The 249-nt window shown below is 59.4% G+C and carries 1 protein-coding gene; it reads left to right on the top strand.

Annotated features, from left to right (window positions below):
• The coding region (locus tag SB764_RS43190; protein ID WP_410867195.1) for an ATP-binding protein at positions 1-249 on the top strand (249 nt) is incomplete at both ends.

The following is a 249-nucleotide window of genomic DNA, read 5'->3' as shown; positions in this document are numbered from 1 at the left end:
CTGCGGCAACTGAAGATGCATGGCATGGCCCATGCCGTCGGTGATTTGACCGAGCAGGGATCGCCGGCGTTCGAGGCTGCCATTCCGATCCTGTCGCAGCTTCTCAAGGCGGAAACCGCGGAACGAGAGGTTCGATCAACAGCCTATCAGCTCAAAACCGCACGCTTTCCGGCTTACCGTGATCTGAACGGCTTCGACTTCGCCAGCAGCGAGATCAACGAGGCGCTCGTGCAACAGCTTCATCGCTGC

Source organism: Paraburkholderia sp. SIMBA_027 (assembly GCF_046535315.1).
GTDB classification, from domain to species: Bacteria; Pseudomonadota; Gammaproteobacteria; order Burkholderiales; family Burkholderiaceae; genus Paraburkholderia; species Paraburkholderia tropica.
Note: the sequence above shows the minus strand (reverse complement) of the source record. Positions and strands in the feature narration are given on the sequence as shown.